We start from the raw sequence: 21,908 nt of genomic DNA on the forward strand, positions 1-21,908 counted from the left end.
ATCTCAGCTAAGCATGAACAAGTCAAGCTCATCCAAATTATGGATAATCTTGGAATCAGGAACATTATACGCTTCAGCTAATTGGATACTAGCTTGCAATCTTAGCTTAAGGTTTAAGTTGGGGTCAAAAGCTGCTTCAGCTAAATTCCCTAGTTTTTCATACGTAGCAATTAGATTAGCAACTACTGCCCGATCAACTTGGTTAATTGTAGCAAGTGACTGCTGGTAGTATTGCTCTACCTGCTGAACAAGTAGAGTATTGTTTTTGAAAAACTTTTTACAGAAACCTGAAACCATTCGACCTGCGATCGCACCAATAACTGCCCCTATAAGGGGAACTGGAATGAGCGCTTGTCCAATAGTCGCTCCAGCTCCAACAATCGCTGAGTCTGCACAAGCAAATAAACTCAACTCAACAAATTCATGAGAAGTTATTTCCCCTCTACTCAAACTACTAAGCAAGCTAGCAATTTCCATACTCGCGCTAACAAAAGCACCAGCTAGAGGGGCAGACATATTCGCAAAATTGGTTAACCCGTAAATTGCTGTTGCTGATATTCCACTAAGCCCAGCCCCTTCAACAGTTTCAAATCCAATTTCCTTCCAATCTTCAACTGTTAACTCGCCTTTGAAAACATTTTTACCTTCTTTATACTTAGCGTAAAGCTTAGTTGCAAATCGAATACTACCTCCGATAACTGCGCCTTTAACGGCAACTTTTGTAAAATCAGCAAAACCTGGTTGAGATTCGGTCTGTATTCTGTCTTTTATTTTTTCGTTTTCTCTTTTTAATTCTTTCTCATGTTGCTTTAGCGTATCGTTCACTTTACCAAGTTGTATATCTTCATAGTTAGATGAGGCAGATTTAACCGTTTGACTAAAAGAATGACCAGAAAGTTGCTCTATCTCTTGAGCCTTTTCTTGTATTGTTTGAGCATTACGGCTTGTTAGTCCTTCAACCTGTTCACCTTTCAAAATTTTTTGAATAGTTTCATATTGGTCTTTTGGAATATGGTAATACGATCCGTCTCTACCAAAGTTTTCATATTTCTTCATGTGATCGAGAACGCGATCTAGAGTATTTCCAGCCCCGTTGATAAACTTAGACTGTACTTTAACCCCATCAATTAAATAATCTTCTGGTGCTGTTCTACTCACACCTTCAAATGTGGCATGAGTGGAGGTGGATTGCAAGAGCGATTTAGCATTACGGATACCTACTTCTACTTGCTCTGCAATTTCACCATGTTTTGTGCTTGTATTTCCTAAAATATTTTCAGGACATTCTATAAAATCACGAACTCTATCAACCGCTGCGATCGCCTCAAAAAATGCTTGGTCTTGCTGACTAAGTTTCGCCGCTAGCTGTTCTGCTCGGCGCAGATTATCCTCTGCTACAATTGCAGCAATAAATTGAGTTGTTTGATGTTTATTTTCTATATTTTCCATACCTAAGGATTAGCAGCATTATAAATATAAATAATGCTGCCTTTAATATTTACCATTTAATGTCTACTGTTTTTTGAAGTGACTGCGAGAGCGAATTGATAGAGTTGATTACAGTTGCCAGTTGTTGTTTTAGATATGGGTTAAAGTTTTGGTAATCATGAGGAGCGTTCTGCTTAATATTTTCCAATTCGCTGTGAATAAGATTCGCGAGTTTGACAGTTTGCTCTTCAATAAGACCGACTTCTGTCTTTGCAGTGTTAACTTTAGTTGTCCACTCTTCAATTTCCATAGCACGTTTATAGGCTTCTCTGCCAATTTTCTTATTCTCCTCGTTTAACCAAAGTCCACTACCTACTACAGCTACACCTCCAATTGTCCAGCCAATCGGTCCAGCTAACGCTAGTAAAGCATTTCCAGCTGCCATACCACCACCGCCTGCTACTACTGCACCACCTCCTAACCAAGCTAAAGCAGCATTGGTAGCAGCCGCACCAGAAAGAGCGGAGATCGCAGTACCTGTTGATGCTGTTCCAAAAGTAGTTGCAAATGCCATTGCTGCTGTCGGTCCAAAACTGGCAACCCCTACGCCCGCCATAACGCCTGCTCCAGCAGTAGACCCTGCCGTGATACTTGGATCTACATTAGTTAACTCCAAGTCTGTTCCTGTAATTTCTTTTATTTGAAATTTTAGTCTCTCAACTGCTTGGATTAATTCTATTGGAGACTTTTTTAAAGTATTAATATAATTTTCGCATAATTGAATAACCAGTCGTCCACGTGTTACTCGTGTTTGATAAAGACTTTCAGCGGCATTCTGTAAATACTTACAAGAACTTTCATATTCTTCTATCGCATAACGCAGGCTCTCTTGTGCTCGTTTTCTAAATCCTTCCTTAAACATAATTGAGTTATTTTTGAAGTTAACTAATATATCAGTTTATTCAACTTTGACAGAAACCTAAACTGTAGAAATACTAGATTGGCATATTCATAATTTTTATTTGATAAAAACCCAGGTAATGATAGTAAGTAAGTGAATGTACAGAAAAGTTTTTTATTTTGTAAATAATTTAAGTTTACCTTTTTCGTTCGCTTGACGAAAACATTCTACTGGTAAAGAGTATGGGGTACGTCGGTTGCCTTTGCAACTAGGACATTAGCACTGAACCGCTTGTAGCCTGCTAATACTATGTTGCACAGTGCTTATTTTTCTTTGAGGTCATAGCATACAAACACATTATTGGCTCGCTTAACAGTGCGCTGATTATCGGAGTTGCGTATGAATTACCTTTCTTACTGTGTTTACTTTGCGGAAAATATGCTTTCAGTTGTGTATAGACTGTCCATTTGTACGGTTTGTGCAGGACGAGATTTATCCAATCCTGCAGTATTCCAATCAAATAGTATCGTTTTAATTTCAGGCACCCAAATACGCTTAACCTATCGGCATACTTAATATTTAAGTCTTTAATTGTATTTTTTGCTACTTTTAAGTATTAGTAGCAGTAATGTGACACCTTAGTTAAACCTTAGTGCAACTTAAGTGTCACCATTATTCTCAAAATCCTCTAATTTTTAATTAAAATAATGTTTCTATTTACTCTTTTTATACGACAATTATCCCTAATTGGAAAAGTTAAGTTTAACCTAAGTGTCACCTTAGTTAAACCTTAATGACACCTTCAATTCCCAACCTCAGACCCACCCTAAAATGGCTGAAAATCCTTCTATATCTAGGTTTTCCTGCAATCAAACTAGTCCAAAGCAGTACTGACTGAGGTAGGGCATTCTACTTTTCAATATTAGTGACAAGGTATGTCGTAATCCGGTAACTTTCAATTCAGGAAAGTTCAAAAAATTCTCAATAAGCAAAATTATTGACAATAGTATGACAAAAAAGAATTCAGAATTGAAGGTAGCGAACCCTTTAACTAATTGATTCTGAATTCTGCATTCTTCAACTAGCGTAAATTTTTAAATAACTGCTAGTAAAAATCATCAAATCTTTATACACACCCGTAGGCAATTCTTCTGAGTAAAAGTCAAAATATCGACAGGAGAATATTGATAAGTGTAAAGTCGCACAGATGAAAAGGTCGCATCGGGTCGAAATCGTACTGTCAGACGAAGAAAAAACTACTATCGAGAGTAAAGCTTTTTCCTGTGGAGTCAAAGTAGCGCAGTATATTCGAGATTGTGCGCTCAGACGATCGTTGTATTGTCAGCCATCACCTGATTTGATAGCTGTTCGAGGTCATGCAGGTATGGTCAAAAGTGAACTGATGATGCTGTCTCACCTAGCTTCTGAAGCAAGCAACGAGCAGATGTTAGATACTGTTCGTCAGGCGATCGCACAAATTGATTTGTGTATTAATGCTGCATTTCGGATGAGCACGGGTGAGGACAAACCAAGTGAATTGCCAGAAAGCAGTATGGGTAAATAAAGTAACAGTAAAACGTGATTCCAGTCATCTACAAAAAGCCTAATTTCCTTAACACGCTTCAGTACGTTCTGGGGAAAGATGGTGCTGCAATTATAAGTACCAACATGACAGGAACAACCCCGGATGAGTTTAACCAACAGTTCCTTAATACCAAATACTCGAACAAAGCAGTCAAACTACAGTGCGCTCACCTTATTATTTCAATTGTCCATCGGGATAACTATCACGAACATTTATCCGATAGTCAGTACAGTTATGTGGCGAAAGAATATCTCAAGGATATGGGGTATTTACCGAAAGATAATTCGCCCAAGGGAATAAGCCAGTACGTTGCAGTTAGACATAGCGATCGCAACCACGAACACCTGCACATAATAGCTTCACGTATTCGGTTAGACGGTAGCTTAGTCAATGATTCCTACGACTATTTCAATTCCCAGGTGTCAACTAGACGAATTGCAGCTCAATTGGGGTTAGAAGTTACATCAACGACGAATGAAGCTGTCGCCTTAAAGTTAGAACAAGAGTACGGAATTACTGCATCTACAAGTCCCAACCGCTCAAAAAGTATTAAAGCAATTAACAGCAAGCACAAAACCCCAACGAGTAAGGAGATGATTCGGGAAGCAATAGGGGAAGCTATTCAAGATAGCCCCAGCGTCTCTACTTTCATTCAACGGCTAGAGGAAAACAATATTGCAGTATTACCCAAGATGAGGGGAGATGAACTACTTGGCTTTACCTACATCCATAACAATGTCAAAATTGCTGGTTATCAAGTTTACAAACCCTACAGTTGGAATAAACTGCAATCAGAGTATAGAGTTACATACGATCGCGACAGAGATAAGCAAGTCATTCAACAAGCCAAAACAAAAGCAATTAACTGCATAAACAACACAGATTCAAGCTATGCAGAATACTCCTATAGCAATAAAGCTACTAACAGCAGTACGAGCGATAGCAATGGTGATGCTGACAGCAATATCAATCTCTTTGATAGTAAAAACATACTTAGTAATTTCCTTGAAAAGGGTTTAACAACACCAACATTGGAAAAAGAGTTGGCTGCGGCAAAAACCTCAGTCAAGAAGAAAGTAAAACCCGAACAGCTGAACGAAAAACAGCCCTCTACCGAACTGTCATCATCGCTCAGTCAAAATACTCCATCGCGAGTGGAAACTGAGGTTAAGGAGGAACTGCCACCACCATTGGAAGAATTGAGGCAACCAACTCAAGTGAAAATAGCTGAGGTTGAAGAGAAAGTGTCGCGGTTCAAGGAGAAATCAAGAGGAGAACAAAAGTTGAGTGCAGATAATGGTGCAATTTCCCTAACAGAGGAACAACCATCGCTCATCAATGACTCCTCTACCCACAACGCTAGTCGCTTCTCCTCAAGCGAAACGCCTTCAAGCGTCTGCGCTCCGCGCAATCGCGATGCAGAAGTACCCACTGTGGCAGATCCGCCTACACCTGTGGCTCCCCTACAAAGCAATATCAAAGATTTGGTCACTGTTATAACTAACTATATGCTTGTTACTAATAGTTACCGTATCAACGGACGAGAGTTGAGCGCAAGCTTGGATGGAAACGTCCTGACTGTTTGCCGTCATGGAGATGATATTCCTGTGATGCAAACCCGCTATCATAATGGTAAGTGGCATGAAGAGATACCAACCCAACTAACAACAAACGAAATCGAGCAGATTGAAAGCCTGCGCGTCTTTACCCAACAAGCGCTAATAAATAGATCGCGAATTAATTGGGGAATTGAGCAGTAGTAATATCCTGGGTTTCCACAAACAGTCAACTCAGGATAGATTAAATGCTAGTATTTACCAAACGTCAAGCTACCTCTATGCAGATCGGCATCAGTATAAAAACTCATGCGTTCAAAACTGCAAATAATCTGTAATCTCTAGCCAGCATTACTTTTGGCTTTATGGAAGCTGGGGCGATAAAACTGTCCAAATTAAGGAATATTTACCATTCCCACAAATCGCAGTCATGATGGTTCAATTTTTTTCAGAGACAAAACCTCGATCGGTTCCGCCAACGTCTCCTCATAAGCTTGCAAAACCTGTTTCACGTAAGGCTGCTCAAAGTGAGCATCGAGAGCTGCCCGATCTTTCCAGTTTTCGTACAGCACAAAAACCGTTGGCTCATTTACGTCTTTCAATAAGTCAAAGGTGATGCAACCCGACTCTGCACGAGTGGGCGCAAGCAAACCCAGTAAGTCTTGCCGCATTCGGTCTTCCATTCCAAGTTTTGCTTTAATACGAGCAACGATCGTCAGTAGAGAGTCATTCATAGTTTCTCCTAATGTGTGTAATGAACCAATTCTTGCCAACCTTTGCGCTTTGTATTTCAGTATTAGTTAGTTATTTCTGTCAGGTCTTGCTTCTAGCCGATTCAAGAACTGCGAAAACCAGGAATGGCAAAGCCGCCATCAACAGCGATCGTCTGTCCTGTGATGTAAGCCGCAGCATCGGAGCAAAGCCAGACTACCGCTTCTGCCACTTCTTCTGATTCGCCCAATCGCTTCATTGGAATGTGCTGGGTAAAGGTTTTCACGACTACATCATTGGGATCGTCAGGATTGCCAAAGCGACGAAACATTTCCGTATCGATGATGCCGGGATTGACGTTGTTGACGCGAATCCCATGTTGGGCACACTCCAGCGCCGCTGCTCGCACCATGCCGTCCAAGCCACCTTTGCTAGCTGAATAAATGGTGGAACCGGGCAGTCCTCCTTTAGCCAACCAGGATGAGGTGTTGACAATGGCTCCCCCAGTTCCTTGGCGAATCATCTGCTCCATCTCGTATTTCAGACACAGCCAGACGGCTTTTAAGTTGGTATCAATGGTTCGATCCCAGTTCGCCTCAGTCAGTTGCGTTATCGGGGCAAATGCACCTTCGGTTCCAGCATTGTTGAAGGCGTAATCTAACTGACCATACAGCGAAACCGTTTTATGAATCAGCGTCTCGATCTCAACGGGTTGCAACACATCGGTTTTGACAAAACTGGCTTCTCCTCCCAACTGTCGAATTTGGTCAACTACAGCTTGTCCCTCGGATTCTCGGCGGGCAGCCACTACCACCTTTGCTCCCCGTTTGGCAAACAGAAGCGCGGTCGATCGCCCAATCCCCGAACTTCCACCTGTCACCAAAGCGACTTTGTTTTGCAGATTCATTGTGAATTCTCCATTGTTGTGAAGGTTAATTTCAGTGCAAAGCCAACCAGTGAGGTATGCCGTTTACAGACACCTCAATGGGTGAAGCTGAATGCTTACGATCTAGAGTGAGGACATTCAGCGTTATGATTGAAATCTGCTCTCATGCAAGGAAGGAGACGCTTCGTGGGGTTGAGGTTCAACTTCTGCTTCGGTATCTACCTGTTGCAGAGCACGTTCCAACATGAAAGCTTGTCCTGCCGCCAGACATTCCTGGCGTTCGTTTGCTTCTGAATAGGAATAAGTTGAGTCCGTCTGCTGACGGGCTTCCAAGCTCTTGTAATAGCTAACTTTCCACTGAATCACTTCCAGGTTGCGAGTCAGTTCTTGAATGTGTGCCTGTACCTGTTGCTCGTGGGCTTCTAGCAGCTTGCGGCGATCGCCAATTGCCTCTGGTCGCTCTCGAAACAGTCGGGCAAATTCCTGCATCTGCCGAATTGGCATTCCGGTCGCCCGCAAGCGAGTCAGAAACTTGATGCGGGCAATGTCTTCTGCCGAATAGCGACGATGCCCACTGCTAGCGCGATCGATTGGCTCCAGTAAGCCATTGCGTTCGTAGTACCGCAGTGTGTGAACCGTTAAGCCCGTTTGCTGGGCAACCTGTTGAATCGTCAGGGTTTGCATGGGACTCACCGAGAGAAGCATAGTTTCACCTTAGAACTTAGAGCGCACTCTAAGTCAAGCCCTGATGAATCAAATGGTGGAAAATCATCCGATTGGGGGAGCTTCTGCCATCACACCTAATTTTTATATAAACTGAGCATCTCCAACTCAGCTTTTATAAGTAACAGGTAAGAATACATCCGTCAGAAATCAGGAGTCAGAATAATTAAAGAATCGGGAGAAAATTTGATGAATAAATATAACAAACATACTAAATTCCTTCTAGATTCTGACTTCTGACTCCTGGATGCTGGATTCTTACAGTAACAGTTTGTAAAAGTTACTTACATTGACATATGAGATAATAATAAATAAACCAAGCACACTATAAAAAAGAGAATAGATATATGCCTCATTACGTTTGTGATTTTATCGATGATAGTAATTGGCATAAAACAAAAGAGGAAGTAAAAACCAGAACTTTTGATACTGAAGAGTCAGCCAAAGAATGGTTTAAAGCTCAGTTTCCAGGAAAAAATTTAGAGTTTACAGGGTTTCATAGAACTGAACGATATGCGACCATTTGGGTTGATTGTGATGGCAAGAGTATAGGCGAAATTACCAGACGACCAAATGAGGGAGAAAAATACTTTACAAGCTAATAAGTAGATAGCGGATTCACTCCTGGAGAAACTGAATAATACCTTCCTAAAGGTGATGTTGACTTTCGTTTTTCGTTTTGGCTACTGAAATAAATTTAGAACATCTGAAAGTCATCCTTAAGCAGCGGTTCCTGTGCAATTAAGAATTGAACCCCCAACACCTAATAGAATTGAGCATCTGATTAAATCTGCTCTTCGTAATCCATGAAACCAACTTTTTTGAAACCACCCTGTCCAAGCTTATTTTAGTTCTCATGTACTAAATACAGATATTTCTTTGGCATCTGACAGTTTAGAGTGTGGAATTTGGATTGCAACACAACCTACTCAGATACTTCTGGACTAAGAATTATTAGCTGATTGTGACATTTGTTTGACAAGCATAACAATCGGGGTACACTTTTTAGCAGCTTCACTATTGGGTATGGCTGGTAAGATATAAAAGTTATCCTTAGTAGCTATTAATAATCGCCAAACAATTTTGGGTGTTGTGGACTCAACATTATTAATCAGTTCCCATTGTATATACTGTTCGTATAGCTTTCTATCTCCAATAACATAGGAGTTTTTTAAAGGCGGAACATTAAATAAACCTACCCTAATTCATAGAGCTTATGTTTTACAATGCCTGATGCCAACTACCATAATGATCTTGTAAGGAGTATCCATGGAATCTCGAAATAGAGTAGCAGAAGCGCTGCGCCGTTTGCCTAACCTTTCAAAATTGCAGCAGTATATTGAGCAGGAACCAGAAATAATACTGGAGCGAGCATTTCCAGTAGAGGAACCTCTCTTTCGCAATGCGATGCTAGCATCTTCAGCTAGTGGTCCAGAAGCACTAAAGTCTGACAGCATTCAGTCTCGTATCCTTCAACAAAGTGCAGAGTTGGTTGATATGGGAATGCGTGCCGTTAAAAAAGTACAGCATTCGGGCGCAGATACCACCCTAGATTCAATCGAAGTCTCTGGGCTAGAAGCACTCGTACTACTGGTTGGAAGACCGGCCATTTTAATCCAGAACGGACAATTTTTCCCACCTCCTCAAGGTTGGGAGATTTTGGAGCAATACCGCACTGCGATTGAATCTGTCTTCTCTAGCGTTGGTCGTATTGAGCTAACAGGGCATCCATCCAAGGATTGGGTGGGCACTGGCTTCTTAGTCGCTGAGGATGTCGTAATGACCAATCGACACGTTGCTGTGGAATTTTCCCGTCAGGAGCAGCTTGGCAAGTGGATATTTGAGCCTGGTGTTGCCGCCTGTATAAATTACACTGAAGAATTAAACAGTAACCAGTCCGCAGAGTTTGAACTCACTGATATTATTGGTATTCACGATACATTCGATCTAGCACTCTTCAGAACTGAACCTATCTCTAGACAAGGTGGGTATGCTGCAAAGCCACTAATTGTTGCCGCTGACCTACCGATTAACATATGTAATCGCATAGCGTATGTCGTGGGCTTCCCTGCATGGGATGGACATCGTAATGATCCTGACGAGATACGCCGCATCTTTATGAATATCTTTAATATTAAGCGTTTACAGCCAGGAGTTATCACAGGTGTTAAAGAGGCACAACCGTTGCTGACCCACGACTGTTCAACACTAGGTGGTAACTCCGGCTCGTGCCTAGTTGACCTTGAGTTAGGCAAAGTGGTTGGATTGCATTTTTCCGGGCGTTATTTGCAAACTAATTATGCAGTTGCGCTCTGGAAGTTGCGTAAAGATCCGCTGATCAAAAAAGGAAAGATACAATTTGGGTAGAATTATCATCCGGATGTTAACTTTGCTGACAACTATGTAATTTGTTTATAATCAACACATGAAATTAACCGGAGCACAACGAAAACAGCTACATGATGCGTTATTGAGCGCATTTCCCAGCCTCACAAGGCTAGATTCTATGGTGCGCTACGGGCTAGATATGAACTTGGAGTCAATCGCTGCTGGCTCTAGTCTAAATGAAATAGTTTATTATTTAATCCAGTGGGCTGAGTCCTCAGGGCGTATTGAGGCACTTCTTAATTCAGCACTAGCGGGGAATCCAGGTAATTCCAATTTGAAATATATCGCCGAAATTCTTGGGATCGGCAATAAGGCAGTAACAGCAACACCAGTGACAACATCGTCAGTTACCTTATCAGATACGGTACTATCCCAATCTCAACGGCGACTGCTTGAACAAAAGCGCGATCAACTGCGGAGGCAAGCCGAACTATTCTACGAAAAGACTAGCTTACTGCGAAGGACTCTGGTTTTTGAGACCGACGTATCTAGAAAGTTCCAGCTTGAGCGACAGCTTGAGGAAAATCTAGATCTGATAGAGAATTTAGAGCAGGAGCTTGAGCAGATTGAGCAACAACTGCTTTATGCCACACCAAACGACCAAACAAAGCTAGAACCACCATCCTTTACTGAGACGTTTACTACAGACCCAGTCCTGCAGGCTGCTTACAATCAATTAAGCAGTGAGTTACAGCGCCGCTTCCGGCTGCTCGCTGTGTTTGACCCCTCACGCTTTGATATTGAAGGTGTAATGGCAGTATGGGAAGACCAGCGCCAATACCTAGTAGAGCGAGATCTGCTAACGTTGCAGCGTCAACAGTTAATCATCCATTTTAGTGATGACCAAATGTATGGTCAACCGGAAGTTGCTCATACTTATGGATTTGCCCTGCTAAAGACAACGCCAGACCTGGAAGGAGCACGCCTGCGCCACGCTCAGTATTACCTAGGTGTGGCACAGCACGGCAACTGGCGGATCACTGAAACAGTTGAGTTACAGATTCGTCGTGGCTGGGAGACTGCTTGCGTGTTGGACAAAAACTTAATGGTTGCCTATCTTGAGGCATTAGATAGTTATCTCATTCAACGCGGGTACTGGCTTGAACTGCTGCAAATGTCCCAACAAGTGCTACAGGAGATCGGACCAGATGATACTGTTGGAAGACTGCTTTGCTTGTGTAACATTGGTATAGCTCAGTTCAACCTTGGTTCTATGGAGATGGCACTGGGGACATTTCAGCAAACCATCGATCTGGCAATTGCTGTAGGCGATAAGACAGCTGAGGCAACCGCCTCGTTAAACATTGGTCGTATCTACCGCATACAGAGACCGCGTCAGGCTCTCTCCTACCTTGAACGTAGCCGCAAGTTGTTCGAGGAAATTGATGACTCAGCAAACAAGATTAATGTCTTGAACAGCCTAGGAACCCTAGCTGCCGATAGTGGTAACTATGACAGGGCACTCGAATATTTTACGCAGAGCATGGAAATTGCACGCCATACAAACAACTCCCATGGCGAGGCTGAATCGCTTAATGGGATTGCTGGCGTCTATCGAGTGCGTGGTCAGTTGCCTCAAGCGCTTAATGCTTATCAAGATAGTCTTGCGCTCCGCCGCTTGATTGGCGATCTTAGTGGCGAAGCAACTACACTTAGCAAAATCGGCGATATCTATCGTGACCAAAGTCGGTGGGAGAAGGCGCTTGTTAGTCTTGAGAACAGCCTAAGTATTATACGCAGAATGGGCAACCGTGCTGATGAGGCGGATACTCTTTTGAATCTGGGGAAGCTATTGCGCGACCAGGGTAAATTTGATGGTGCTTTAGAACGATTGCAACAGGCTAGGGGGATCTACGAAGATCTTGGTGAGCGTAACGGGCTTGCACAGGTATTTATTGATGAGAGCACAATTTTGTTGAACAGCGATGATATAGCTGCGGCAAAGCAGGTTCTTGAGCAGGCATTGAGGATTGTCCGCGAGATCGATAGCAGGCTTGCCCCAGTGGTTCTGTCCGACCTAGGGGCTATCGCTGCGTTACAAGCTGATTGGGAACATGCACTACTTTACCTGGATGAAGCATTGAAAATTAACGAGCAACGCAATGACCTTGTCGGCGTAGCTGCAACACTGTTGAACCGTGGTCGTGTGTACACTAGCAATGGCGATTGGTCAGCAGCGCTGGACGACTACCGCCGCTCACAAAGTATTGCTCAAAGCATTAGCGACGTTGTTGCTGTAGCCAACGCACTCAGTAATATTGGTGATCTTTACGTAGCCCAGGAGTCTTGGGATGAAGCGCTGACAGAATATCAGCGTGCATTAAACCTGGTGCAGTCGCAGGGGGATCGGGCAAGGATAGCTCAGTTGCAGTTGCACATTGCTGAGGTCTCTCGACAGGTTGACCAAGTGAAGCGCTCAATCAACCAGGTCATCGTCGAAATACAGCATTTTTTTCAGTCCGCAGGTTTTGATCTCGCTACAAGTGGCGATACTACCAGCTTTCTCTGCTTACCTACACTACCAATTTGGACAAAGAAGGGCATTGCGTCGGTAGTCTATACACGACTTGCGTTGGGTAAACAGCTTGAAGCTGAGGATATCCTGCGCATTTATGCTGACACCCAAGCAGTTGACAGTAACATTACGCAAGCATTCATTGTGATCAATCAGACGGTTGGCGATAGCGCCTGGCTCCAGATTGCGACACTGCGGCAGCAAATGTTCACAATCATGCCAATCTCGCATAATATGCTCTATGAAGCCCAGGTCAGTGGTAAAGAGAAGAACGAAAAGACTGTCCTGACACGATACTTAGAGCGTTTTCTCGGTCAAGGTATCGATCCTTACAATGCTAAGGCTCCAGTTTTTGACGTACTCAACTTTTTTGGGCGGGAGGCACTCGCCGACGCACTCGTCAGTCAACTAGCTAAAGGGCAGCCGATCGGGTTGTTTGGACTACGAAAGATGGGTAAAAGCTCGCTTTTGCGTTACATCTCCACATTACCTAAGCGGAAGATGCCCTTTCCCACGGCTTACCTAGATCTCCAGGCAGGTATCGATGTGTCATCCTTCTACCGACGTATACTTGACAAGTGGAGCGCCGATGCTAGAACCCGACTACATATCGACCTGGATTTTAGTAACGTTAACTTCGATAGTGGTGACACAACGGCGATATTTGTCGATGCCACACAACGAGCGCTCGTATTACTGGAGGATCACTTATCGGAGGCACGGCTCGCTATCTTCTTAGATGAAATCGAATTACTGATGCCTCCTCTCTACGCAATGGGACCTAAACTGGAACGCTACCTGATCTTAATGCGGACATTGCGAGGGCTACTACAAGAAAATGACGGGCTAGCTCTTTTGGTAACTGGACTTGATCCAGCCATCAATCGTGTCAGCAGACTGGGACATGAGAAGCAGCAAAATCCCTTTTTTCAACTATTGCAAGAGGAGTATTTGCCACCACTGCTGCCAGACGATTGTATCCAGATGGTGCGCAATATAGGTGGACAGATTGACTTATCCTATGATGACAGGGCAACCGAACTGGTTGCACAGGCAAGTGGTGGGCACCCACTGATCGCCCGCCAGCTTTGCAGCTTAGCCTACCGACAGCGTAACCGCCAGCCTGGTCCGGTGTCAGTGGTAACAATTGAGGAGTCCATCCACCGATACATCTACGACTTGCAGTATGCTGCAGTTCTTAAAGAACTGTGGGACGAGGTTACAAGCAACCAACTCTGGGGCGCATCGGCGGCACGGGCTCATGAGCAAATTTTATTCGCACTGGCACAGTCGGACAGTTCACTTCCCGAAGCGCAGCTGGTGATGGACAATGATTCTGTTAACTATCGCTCTGCACTGTTTACACTCAACCAGATCCACATCCTCCACTTGATTGAATCACCTGAACAAACACCATTAACTTATAAAATCACCTTTGACCTGTTCCGTCAATGGATTCGTCATGTGCGATTAGGAATACCGGAGTAGGCGCTATGACTAGCAATCCGTTTGATTTTACCAGAGACGCACTTCCAAAGGATTTTGTCGGAAGATGGAGCTTCGTTCACCAAAGAGTCGAGGAGATCTGTTCTCCAGACCGGAAATCGTTGGGAATTATTGGTGGGCGATTATTCGGCAAGACGAGCATTTTGAAGGTTATCGGGCACGAACTCTGGCAACGTATGCAGCAAGTGGAGACAACTGGGTTTCTGCCACTCCCGCTTTATCTATCGCTTAAAGAAATGGTGGAGGAACCCGGATCGTCATCGGATATTATTAGGCTTATGGATCACAAGCTGTGCGTTACAGCAAGCACGCTAGCAAATGTGGCAAACCACGAATCATTACAGGCGCTGGGGTTATCGCTAAATAAGCAGCAGAACCTTACAACGACTAGCTTGGAGCATCTAGAAGCTACAATAAATGAAGTTGCCGAGGTCGCTGCAAGGACTATCGGACAAATATGTGCCATTTTTCTGATTGACGATATTGATGAAGTCCATTGTTTTAACTGGGCACGCAGGCTCTACAATAACCTGCGTATACTAGTGAACAGTAGTGCTGTCCGTGATTATGTCTGCCTTGTCGTGACTCGCTCAGGTCGCCGTCAAAATATTGAGGAACCTGGCTCACAACTGTTTGATTTGATCGATGTCCATTTTCTTGAGCCTCTTGATGATGAAGGAGTAGATGCATTGCTCTCCCAAGCACCAGATCTGATGCCAGAAGTATGCGCTGAGATACGAAGGCAATCTGGGGGACATCCGTTTATTCTCAAGTACGTCCTCAATCAGCTAGTGAAATCTAGTCTTAGTCCAATCTCGCCTAATGCTGTGAAGGAGGCAATAGAACTATTTTACGTTTACCAGGCAAAAAATTTGGACAAGTGGTGGACAATGATTGGCGAAGAAGGCCGACAAGTTTATTATGTGCTGCGCAACACAAATGATTGGCAGTCGCTTCACACTGTGGTTCAGTCTGTGAACAATTTGACAATTGACGCCCAGGAGGGCTTAAAATCATTATGCTATCACGGCTTCGCTGTACATGACAAAATTTACCAGAACTACCGGGTTAATGGTGAATTATTCCGGATTTGGTCAATGAAGAAGTACCAACTCTCACCGATTAATGTCTGCGAGGTTAAACACACTTCAAGCTTAAGGCAAATTGTTCAGATGTTGACAAGGGTTCAGTACAAAAATCTGCAAAATGTATTGCTATCTGCCTTTCCAAGCGAGGAAAACCTGACTCAAATGGTGCGCTTTGGTCTCAATGAGAACCTTGCCGCCATTGCAGGTGGGAGGAACCTTACAGAGAACGTATTTTACCTCATTCAGTGGGCAGAATCTGAAGGTCGCACCGAAGAATTGATTATTGCGGCACGCAATGAGAAACCGCGTAATGCCATGCTACGTGAGGTAGCTGAGCAATTACTGCTAGCACCAGTAGAACCTGAGGAGGGTGCATTTGAACGCCTCGTGCTGAAGTCCGTGCGGTTTAACAATGTTGCACAGTGGCGCGAGTGGATGGGTATGTGCGAACTGGCAATATGCCAGATCCGAATCCCTGGTATCACAGTAGGAACTGGTTTTCTCGTCGGAGTTGATTTGGTAATGACAAACTACCACGTGATCAGCAGTGCCCATCACAATCCATCCATAAGTAGAATGGTGACGCTACGCTTTGATTACAAAACGGACAAAGGCGGTCTTGCTGATGAAGCGAAGGTACAGAAGTATTACCTAGCCAGGGATGACCAATGGCTAGTTGACTACAGCCCACAGAATGAACTCGACTACGCATTGTTGCGTGTTAGAAACACCCCTGGGGAACAGCCTATAGGTGGGCAAGAGGGGGCTCCGCCGCGTGGGTGGTTAACGCCGCATAAGTATACATTTGGACAGGGAGAACCACTAGTGATTCTCCAACACCCTAAAGCTGCACCATTAAAGATCAGCATCGGATCGGTCATATACGAACAGGTTGGGCATTACTACGTGAGCTACTCAGCCAACACTGACGAAGGTTCGTCTGGAGCACCATGCTTCAACAGTGACTGGAACTTGGTCGCAATCCATCACTACGGTGACTCACGTGGCAACCGAGGTGTTATATTTTCACATATTTTAGAACATATGCACGAGAAAGGCACGCTGCAGCTGCTTATAAATTCATAAATATCAACAAAACCTGCTCTGTTTTATTCAGAACTAGAATAATTCCTATTAAAGTATATTTAAATACGTTCTATTCATCCAAACTGAGCAAAAAATCAATGACACAGGAGATTGGCTGAAGACTTGTGCTTATATACAGGTACTTTATAATACATAATTTTTGCTAGCAGAAAATGGAAAATTGTTGAATCAATTATTAAAACTGAAAAACTATAATCTAATTCTAGGGAATTTTAGCGTGAATATACCAAATTTTATTTTAAATTTATAAGTTGAACTCTTATATATGACAATTCAAGCTAAACATTTTGATACTAGATTAAATCAATGGATTCATACAGATGGTAATACTAATAACGCTGATTCATTACTAAAAGAAGAACTTAATAACACTCTACTAGAACATTTCTTTCCCGGAGTCAACTTTTCGTTCGGGCATATGGACGAAAAGTCTACGCCCCTTCAACTAAAAAATCATCCTGAAGGACACAAGTTATTACTATCATCAAAGACTCGATTACTCTATGGCCCAGAAGAATGCCTTAACACAATTAGACAACTTTGTCCCGATAACAAAGATAGAGGCGCTTACGGGTCTATCTTCCTTGGTTCGTGTAAAAATGCTATCAACCAAGAGTTAAACGTTCTCGTTGTTGATGATAGCAATGGTGAAAATGGCGGCATTATCAATAACGACCAAGCTTATCGCCTCACCGGGGACTGCTACGGACAAATCTCAACCCAGTTATATCACGAGTTAACCGGACATCAGGAAGGTGAGAGATACCGTGTCATCCAGCACCGCTTCGGCTGGACTGACCGAGACGGAGATGATACAAAGTACCGCTTTGGCAAAGGTACGTTGCGCCCCGCCAACCTCGACCAGATTCTCAACTACCAAGACCCCAGTAACCAAACTAAAATTGACCTCATTCTTCCCTTATCTGCATTTAAAGGAACCGATAAGGACAACCCCAATGGTCCAACCAAGCCCCAAATTCAACCCGGACTGTACGGGCAAAATATATGGTTGGGAGAGAAATCACAGTCCGAACTGGGTAAAACAGCTATCTCACAGTTACTTGCTTCTTTTCCCAATGGATTGCAGGATTTTACCGAACAGCTAGAACTCGAAGCCAAAAAACTTAAGGAAGCGCAAGACGACCCCAGGCGACTTGCCCAACTTTATTGTGAAAAGTACGAGAAGCGCAAAGCTTTTCTAGAAGAACAAGCAACTACACTCGAAGAACAAGCAGCAGAAGACCCAACAGTAGCGGAAGAGCTAGAAACACTACGAGATCGCCTAACTACTGACTCGTTCATTTACAAACTTATCAAAGCTGACCTGCAAGGAGTTGGACAGCTTCTCGAAACTGAGAAAGTACAGAGGGAACTCGCCCGGTTCGTTCAAAATGAGTGGAAGGAAATTGCTATCGGTAAAACCCTCACATTTGAGCGGGCGATGGTCATTCCCTCCAAAGACCTGCAAAATGGTGAAATTTGCATTCCTCATTACCAAGATTCCGAAGAAGTCCTCAACTTCCGCTCCCCCTTCCTTAACTCCAACGGTTTGTGTGTCTCTACAAACAAACTTGTAGAAGATATACTCGGACCGGATGGCAAACCCCTTTTAGGTGCGATCGCTGTCTCCGACGAAACAAGCGATCGCATCTACAACCGCCTCAACAAACAACTTGTATCTATCCTTCCCGAAGTCCAAGGAAAAAATCTCCAATTAGAAGGTATTGAAAATTACCTAAACAAAAATATTAGCAAGCTCGAAACTAAAGACAAAATCAACTTTACCAACAAACTTAATGAGTATATTAAAGAACTTCAGTCAGTCGGCTACCAACTAGAACTCCTTCCCCAAGAGTCCGAACAGGAACGCCAAGCACGCGACTACGACGGTGACTGCATTGGATTCCTTGCAGCGAGCAAGTACCCCAATCTTACAGCAGAGGCTCTTGAACGCAATTTACCCGAAAACACTTACGACCCAACCGTCAAACTCAAGAAACAGTCTTTTTATCGGGAAGATGGTAGCCAGCCTGAGTTTGAAGAAATCGCCATCCACATGAGCGATGGTATTAGTGTTGGTGTTATCAACAATCACCTGACATCCATTGAGGCGCTAGAGTCAGAAATTACCATCCTGAAAAACTTTGGCAGTGAGAAAGACCAAATTCAGTACGTACAAGCAGTAGCCAAACACTACGAAGATTTGTTCGAGACAGAAGCCTGGGCAAAGTCCAAGGGTATAGAAGGTAAAGAAGTCCCCGACAAGTATCGCGGCTACATGGAGGAATTTCTCCAAACCACAGGACAAGAACCTCTTGACCAAGAAACCGCTTTCAAAGCAATGAGCGTCAACACCAAGATGTACCGGGAAATGATTGCCGAGGCAGCATTTCAAAACCAAATTGCGGTTGACCTCTTCAAAAGTGCTAAAAAACCAGAGATGGAGATTATCCGCAACAACAGTCGGATTCTTCACCGAGAAGTCAACTACATTCGGGACAAGAAGAAGGATGTTTATGTTGATAGCACCATCCAACCGACGGGATATTCGCCTGTTGAATTACTCATTGCTAAAACCAACCAATACTTTGAGAAAGCCCGTCTCGAATCACGGGAACTCGTCCAGTTTCAAGATTTATTTAAGGGGGTTGAATTTTCTAACCAGCAGCGCTTGCAAGCAACTCTTGCCAAAAAAGAATTTGATGAATTTTTTAACCGAGCCAATCAGCTATCCAGACAAAAAGAGACAGAAAAAGGACCGTCAGCAAATATTACCCTTACTAATGGCGATCGCGTCAGTGTCACTAACCTTCTTCAATATAATAACGAATTGATTTGGAAAGCTAATAAAATCACGCTGAAATTATCAGACATACCTGAAGAAAAGCGCAACAGCAATCGCCCGCACAAGTATATTGTCTCTGCTCAAATCAACGATGAAACAGAGAATGGTAAACCCAAATTTAGAGCATTAGGAACGCTTGCTAAGGAGCAGGAAAACAAACTAGAAGAGATAGGAATTACTCTCAGACAGGAATTTACTTCTCACAAAATATCCTTCCAGCCAGAACTGAGTGAGGGTCAGATTAAACTTCTTTACCAAAAAGCTTATCAAGTAGCAGAAGAGTTTTATAATTCGATTCCTTCAGACCAGAAACTGGCAATGGCTGCTGCTACCTGGGCTGTATCAACAACCCGTGAAAGCAGTCATGAAAAAGGTAGCGATCGCCAAAATAAGGTTTCTAATTTTGCATTTGCTGCATTTTCTCAAGAAATTATTAGTCAGTTAGATACACTTAAGTTTACCGGATTTAGTATTACAGCATTCAACCGTAACAGTGAAGTATTCAATGAAAGTAACCCTCAAAACATTCGGTTTAATATAACTGAAGATGGAAAAAGCGTCATTGAAATACAGAACCAGGATGGTCATTACGAAACATTCGGTAATATCGAACAGAATAACGCCCGACTACCAATTGGTACTACATCTGCTGCTAATATTGAAAAAGGGGAAGTCTATACAGTTTCTGTGACCACTAAAGTACCAGGATTACCAGAACTTACCTTTAAAGTCGGTGAAGTTAATAAGTTTGGCAACACACCAAGGTTCAACAATGAGCCTGTTATGTTAACAATTGAAAGGGTTAACTTAATTCGAGAAGATTACAGTATTTATATTCAAAATGGTAACAAACAAGAAAAATTAGGTAATATCGATAAGGAATCTGTCAAGGAAGGTATCGCCCAAGGTTGGTTGGCAGAAAAACCTGGAAACGGACAACAACTACAGCTAAAAATTCAAGCGATCGCTACCGGACAAAATGCCTATGCCATAGCAAAAACAACTGATGGTCATTTATTCCGAATCAATATTACCAATCAAAGGTACAAACAACAAGAAATTAACGACCAGGATTTTAGAGAAACTTTAGTTAGAGCATTTGACAAAAAGCACGTTTATATTGCCAAAATTGGCGACCAATCGCTCGGTGTTATTGGTCAACACACCGAACAAGTCGAAGCTGAATTAAATAGGGGTAAAATATCCAAGCAGTGGGTGAGAAAAGAAAAAAGTACGGTACAAAAACTAATTGATGCAAAGATTATCCGCGAAAATCAACAAAGAACAACTTTACCAGTACAAATTACCAGTAATGAAAGTACTGCTAAAATCTCCATTAATCCAGAAACCGTACAATATCCCGATCGCTGGATTAAACGCAGTCAGCTTTTCAGTAGCGAACAACCTCTTAGGAGAGAGCAAGAGGAAAAAAGTCATAAAATTCTCGATAAAATTAACGAACGTCCTGCCATTATGTTCCAAGACAGGGAACAACAATTAGTAGGGCTAATTGGATTGGCTGTTGATGAAAAGTTAGCGGAAAGAACTAAAAACTATCTTGAAAAAGTAGGAGTATCATACGAGCAGCTTCCTGCGTCACAAACTCGGTTAGAAGCCAAAAAGGGGATGGCTATATTTATACTTGATGAAAGTACCATGAGCCATGAACTTAAACAAACGTTCATTGAGCGTGCTGGTGGTCAAATCAAAAGTGCAGACACTCCTTCACAACTAATTCCAATTATTCCCGGACAAACTGTATATTTCTATAACCCAAACCAACAGTATAGTTCCGCAGATGGGTCACAAGTAGAAACGAAAGAAGCTATCGGACTAGTCGTACCCGCACAAGATGCGATCGCTGTAAATACCTGGCTAGAATCAAAGGGAATAGACAATCACTACTTCATTGAAAAAAATGTAGGGACGTTTATCATCAGTAAAGACCAAATTCCAGAAGAACTCAATGAACAATTAAATACTTTACTTGGGGAAACTATCAACATTGGTGAAATTGATGGTTTTGACCGTTACGAACAACTCAGCGCAGAACTCAATCAAAAACTCGAAACTCAAAGGAGCCTGCTCCCATCAAATCAAACTCCAGAGGATAGCGAGTACAAGCAAGCGCTAAAAGCACTACTAACCCGTCCAAGAGAACTATATCGAGAAGAAACACCAGTACCGATAGCTCCTGCTAAACCCTTACGAGAGGAAAAAGTTCTTCCCAACGACTTTATAAGCACATCGGTCTCTCAATCGCAAGTAGGTGCAAAAATTCTTAACGAAAGCCAACCAAATCAACAAAATTTAGAAGAAGCACAGATTCATAACCAACCAATATCACTACCCAACTCACGCCAAGCTGACCAAACCAAAGCGATCGAAATCCTGGGTAAAATTAGCTCGGAAAAAGTTGAACAACTGCGTCAACACCTTGAAAATTATATCAAACCAGTCTTGGAGTCAGACAAATCCAACTACGCCCCTCTTAGGCAAGTAGCTTGGGTAGGGGCAAAATGGGACTTGAAGGAAAAAGACTTCAAGCCAGGGGTTTGAATCAGCTAAACACAAATACCGGGAAAGCTGTATAATTCTATAGAAGCTACAACAAAATCTCTAGAAAATGAAAAAATATTTAGCGATAGGAGAAGTCGCAAAAATTAAGG

The 21,908-nt window shown here is 42.9% G+C and carries 12 protein-coding genes; 7 read left to right on the forward strand and 5 right to left on the reverse strand.

What is annotated here, in order from left to right:
- Positions 1 to 3: 3 nt before the first annotated feature.
- The gene (locus F7734_RS04120) at positions 4 to 1,449 is read right to left on the reverse strand and encodes a hypothetical protein (protein WP_155743515.1); all 1,446 of its coding nucleotides are present in this window, start codon (positions 1,447 to 1,449) and stop codon (positions 4 to 6) included.
- A 49-nt stretch (positions 1,450 to 1,498) separates the two neighbouring features.
- Positions 1,499 to 2,350, reverse strand: coding sequence for a hypothetical protein (locus F7734_RS61690; protein WP_207714004.1), 852 nt, complete (start codon positions 2,348 to 2,350; stop codon positions 1,499 to 1,501).
- A gap of 1,186 nt (positions 2,351 to 3,536) precedes the next feature.
- On the opposite strand from F7734_RS61690, the gene F7734_RS04130 reads away from it, so the two are divergent.
- Together F7734_RS04130 and F7734_RS04135 are read left to right on the forward strand one after the other, a co-directional pair.
- The gene (locus tag F7734_RS04130; protein ID WP_155743516.1) at positions 3,537 to 3,893 is read left to right on the forward strand and encodes a MobB protein; all 357 of its coding nucleotides are present in this window, start codon (positions 3,537 to 3,539) and stop codon (positions 3,891 to 3,893) included.
- 14 nt (positions 3,894 to 3,907) lie between these two features.
- Positions 3,908 to 5,674 (forward strand): relaxase/mobilization nuclease domain-containing protein, encoded by a 1,767-nt coding sequence (locus tag F7734_RS04135; RefSeq protein WP_166481721.1) that lies wholly within the window; start codon positions 3,908 to 3,910, stop codon positions 5,672 to 5,674.
- Between the two features lie 224 nt (positions 5,675 to 5,898).
- Here the strand turns inward: F7734_RS04135 and F7734_RS04140 are convergent, their stop codons facing one another.
- The 3 genes from F7734_RS04140 to F7734_RS04150 all read right to left on the reverse strand — a co-directional run bounded on the left by F7734_RS04140 (position 5,899) and on the right by F7734_RS04150 (position 7,772).
- Positions 5,899 to 6,204, reverse strand: a complete 306-nt coding sequence (locus tag F7734_RS04140) for a putative quinol monooxygenase (protein ID WP_155743517.1) — start codon at positions 6,202 to 6,204, stop codon at positions 5,899 to 5,901.
- Between the two features lie 101 nt (positions 6,205 to 6,305).
- Positions 6,306 to 7,088, reverse strand: a complete 783-nt coding sequence (locus F7734_RS04145; RefSeq protein WP_155743518.1) for a glucose 1-dehydrogenase — start codon at positions 7,086 to 7,088, stop codon at positions 6,306 to 6,308.
- Between the two features lie 123 nt (positions 7,089 to 7,211).
- Positions 7,212 to 7,772: a MerR family transcriptional regulator gene (locus F7734_RS04150; protein WP_243146670.1), complete on the reverse strand. Its 561-nt coding sequence runs from the start codon at positions 7,770 to 7,772 to the stop codon at positions 7,212 to 7,214.
- Between the two features lie 365 nt (positions 7,773 to 8,137).
- Here F7734_RS04150 and F7734_RS04155 point away from each other — a divergent pair, with 365 nt between their 5' ends.
- The 5 genes from F7734_RS04155 to F7734_RS04175 all read left to right on the forward strand — a co-directional run bounded on the left by F7734_RS04155 (position 8,138) and on the right by F7734_RS04175 (position 21,798).
- On the forward strand, positions 8,138 to 8,392 hold the full coding sequence (locus tag F7734_RS04155; protein WP_155743519.1) for a hypothetical protein: 255 nt from the start codon (positions 8,138 to 8,140) through the stop codon (positions 8,390 to 8,392).
- A gap of 667 nt (positions 8,393 to 9,059) precedes the next feature.
- On the forward strand, positions 9,060 to 10,157 hold the full coding sequence (locus tag F7734_RS04160; RefSeq protein WP_155743520.1) for a serine protease: 1,098 nt from the start codon (positions 9,060 to 9,062) through the stop codon (positions 10,155 to 10,157).
- Positions 10,158 to 10,215: 58 nt separating this feature from the next.
- The gene (locus F7734_RS04165) at positions 10,216 to 14,181 is read left to right on the forward strand and encodes a tetratricopeptide repeat protein (protein WP_155743521.1); all 3,966 of its coding nucleotides are present in this window, start codon (positions 10,216 to 10,218) and stop codon (positions 14,179 to 14,181) included.
- 5 nt (positions 14,182 to 14,186) lie between these two features.
- Entirely contained in the window at positions 14,187 to 16,373 is a 2,187-nt protein-coding gene (locus F7734_RS04170; RefSeq protein WP_166481722.1) for an effector-associated domain EAD1-containing protein, read from the forward strand.
- 286 nt (positions 16,374 to 16,659) lie between these two features.
- The gene (locus tag F7734_RS04175) at positions 16,660 to 21,798 is read left to right on the forward strand and encodes a hypothetical protein (protein ID WP_243146671.1); all 5,139 of its coding nucleotides are present in this window, start codon (positions 16,660 to 16,662) and stop codon (positions 21,796 to 21,798) included.
- Positions 21,799 to 21,908: the final 110 nt, after the last annotated feature.

Source organism: Scytonema sp. UIC 10036 (assembly GCF_009725235.1).